Here is a 2586-nt window from a genome sequence, read left to right as displayed (position 1 = left end):
AGCCAGGAAACAGGATATTGATATGTTGGCAAGGTTGCTTCGAGCTGAAGCTGAGACCGAAGGTGAAATGGGCATGCTCCTTGTTGGAAATGTTGGCATTAACCGAATAAGAGGGAATTGCTCCGATTTTAAAGAAATCCGGACAATTCCCCAAATGATTAACCAGCCGCATGCGTTCGAAGCGTTGCAACATGGTATGTACTATCAAAACGCTAGAGAGAGGGAACGCCGTCTGGCGCAACGGACTGTGAATGGGGAGCGGTATTGGCCAGGAAAATTCTCCCTATGGTATTTCCGTCCAGGATCGTTCGAAAGTCCCGGACCATGTCCGCCAACTTGGTATAATCAGCCGTTCGTAGGACGATGGAAAAAGCACTGTTTTTATGAACCGACCGCGCAAGAATGTGAAAATATATATAATACGTTTTAATTTTATAATCTAAAAGAGCTCATTAGGATCTCTTAACCTGACTTGTCACAGCCATGTGTCGGTAGACAAGAACTTTATCTCATTAAGTGCCGAATAAATCGCGGCTTCTTTGGGTTTAGTAGAATACAGTTGTTGTCACGGTCATTACGGAAACTATACCCACGTTACAGGCCGTTCGATGTCGGATGACAAGAACATTGCCGAATGAAGTCTTGCTAGTGTATGAATCCCCAACAGAAAGTAATCTGCAGCTACAGAAATATGTTGACCGATATGTTGCAAAATTGAGAAACCCATAAACAAAAGCAAAGCAGCCTATAACATAGGCGTGCTTTGCTTTTGTTTATGGGTTCAATTGAGGAGAGTGTATAGAAGTTCTTGTCGTCCGACAAACAATGTCGGATGATAAGAATGTGTACCGCTAACCGAAGCCGATGATAATTAAGCTAGCGGGCAGAATAGCTTAAGAAATGAAGGAAATATTGGTGGTCCATTGAATAAGTAAATTGAAAGCTAATAGCGAGGAGGTGTAATTTTTGAACAATAATATTGCAAATGCTACGCTCCATGCAAAGTCTATATTATGACCTTGTCGGTTATTTGTATGGAGCTAAATAATAACCGCCTATTTTTCTCTCCAACTCGTGGACGAAAACAGTTTATAGTATAGATTTTGCTACCTTAAAATTATTATCTATTTTAAGGAGTAGATCTATTTTGAAATATACAAGTGCTGAATCCGTTTTTCCTGAAGAATTGCTAATGGAAATACAGAAGTACGTACAAGGCCGTATGATATACATCCCCAATTCAGTAGGATCACGCAAAAAGTGGGGAGAAAGATCAGGGAACAGAGCGTATTTGATCGATCGCAATGGGCAAATTCGCTGCAATTTTGAAGAAGGCTCATCAATTGAACAGCTATCAGAAAAGTTCAGTCTTTCTCCGGATAGTATTAAAAAAATTGTTTACTCAAAAAATAGATAGACTATAAGGTTTGTCGGGAAATTCCGGCGAACCTTTTTTATGTTCAATTCTATTAGTAAATGTTCTTTATATATTTATTAACATCAGCTGAATCTATAATTCAAATCATAAGATTCTAAATTAAAGATCGAAAAGTCGAAAGAGGTAGTTCAGGATGGATAATATCTACGGTTTAAGAAAAACAATTTGCGAAGAAGCAACAATACTTGAATCACAGGACGCTATGGACCGTGGGGATATTACTTCAAGAGAACTTGTTATGCATTATTTATTGGCAGGAACGGCATTTAGTGAATCGAAACTTATTCAGATTGCTTTTGCATACGAACAAAAAAAAGCACAGAATAATGCCAGATCTCAAGAATGAATAAAAATATTAGTAAGTGTCTAAAAGTAGATTTTCAAAAAGGGAGAGACGATCCATGATTACGTTAAGAAAAATCACACTTGAAAACAGGCAAGACATATTTGACTTAGAAGTTTCAAAAGACCAACGCCACTTCGTTGCGTCCAATCTAGCGAGCGTGGCTACGTGTTACGTTCTTGCGACGAATGGCGGACATCCATTTCCGTTTGCCATATATGCGGATGAACAGCCGGTCGGTTTTGTTATGTTAATTTATAGGGTCACTGGTTATGATCTTCCGTCGATCGGCCTCGATAGCTATTGCATATTGCGACTGATGATTGATAAAAAATTCCAGAACCGGGGTTATGGTCAGGAGGCTATGAAACGATGCTTAGAATTCATCCGCACCTTTCCGGCCGGGCCGGCACAATACTGCTGGACCTCTTACGAGGCCGAAAACGTCGTCACCAAAAAGCTTTATAGCAGCTTTGGTTTCAGTGAAAACGGAGAAATTTGCCACAACGAGTCAATTTCCGTATTGCGACTTTGATTTGCAAGGCTTAAACTAACGGGCAGTTTAGCGTGGAATACTGTATATTTGAATAACCTAGAGCCGTTTATTAATGGGGGTTGCTGTAATGAACAAAATAGAATGTGAAATAAAGACCAGACATGGGTTTGTAGATAGATATGTTGATGGTGAAATCATTAAATGTGAGCACAATACCGAGTTTTTTGATTTTATTGTCGATGGCAAATCACTTTATACTCGATTTCAGTCTTACGATTTTATATCTGTACTGCAACATAAGGGAGAGGA

4 protein-coding genes and 1 pseudogene are annotated in these 2586 nt (G+C 39.3%); all 5 read left to right on the top strand.

The window, feature by feature from the left end:
• Window positions 1–430: cell wall hydrolase (locus AC1DWN_RS32035; protein WP_477562888.1), on the top strand; the 430-nt coding region annotated here is incomplete at its 5' end.
• A 717-nt stretch (window positions 431–1147) separates the two neighbouring features.
• The gene (locus AC1DWN_RS32030; protein ID WP_477562887.1) at window positions 1148–1417 is read left to right on the top strand and encodes a CD3324 family protein; all 270 of its coding nucleotides are present in this window, start codon (window positions 1148–1150) and stop codon (window positions 1415–1417) included.
• Window positions 1418–1571: 154 nt separating this feature from the next.
• The gene (locus AC1DWN_RS32025) at window positions 1572–1784 is read left to right on the top strand and encodes a hypothetical protein (protein ID WP_477562886.1); all 213 of its coding nucleotides are present in this window, start codon (window positions 1572–1574) and stop codon (window positions 1782–1784) included.
• Window positions 1785–1839: 55 nt separating this feature from the next.
• On the top strand, window positions 1840–2316 hold the full coding sequence (locus AC1DWN_RS32020; RefSeq protein WP_477562885.1) for a GNAT family N-acetyltransferase: 477 nt from the start codon (window positions 1840–1842) through the stop codon (window positions 2314–2316).
• An 88-nt stretch (window positions 2317–2404) separates the two neighbouring features.
• Window positions 2405–2586 (top strand): annotated as a pseudogene (locus AC1DWN_RS32015) (hypothetical protein); the annotation flags it as partial.

It is taken from the genome of Paenibacillus sp. P4_A7 (genome assembly GCF_056402455.1).
The sequence above is the reverse complement of the archived record's forward strand: the minus strand, read 5'-3'. Positions and strand labels throughout refer to the sequence as shown.

Bases quoted from the DNA above. Each gene is read 5' to 3' on its own strand.
- AC1DWN_RS32025 (WP_477562886.1), top strand. From the start codon at position 1,572: ATGGATAATATCTACGGTTTAAGAAAAACAATTTGCGAAGAAGCAACA.
- AC1DWN_RS32020 (WP_477562885.1), top strand. From the start codon at position 1,840: ATGATTACGTTAAGAAAAATCACACTTGAAAACAGGCAAGACATATTT.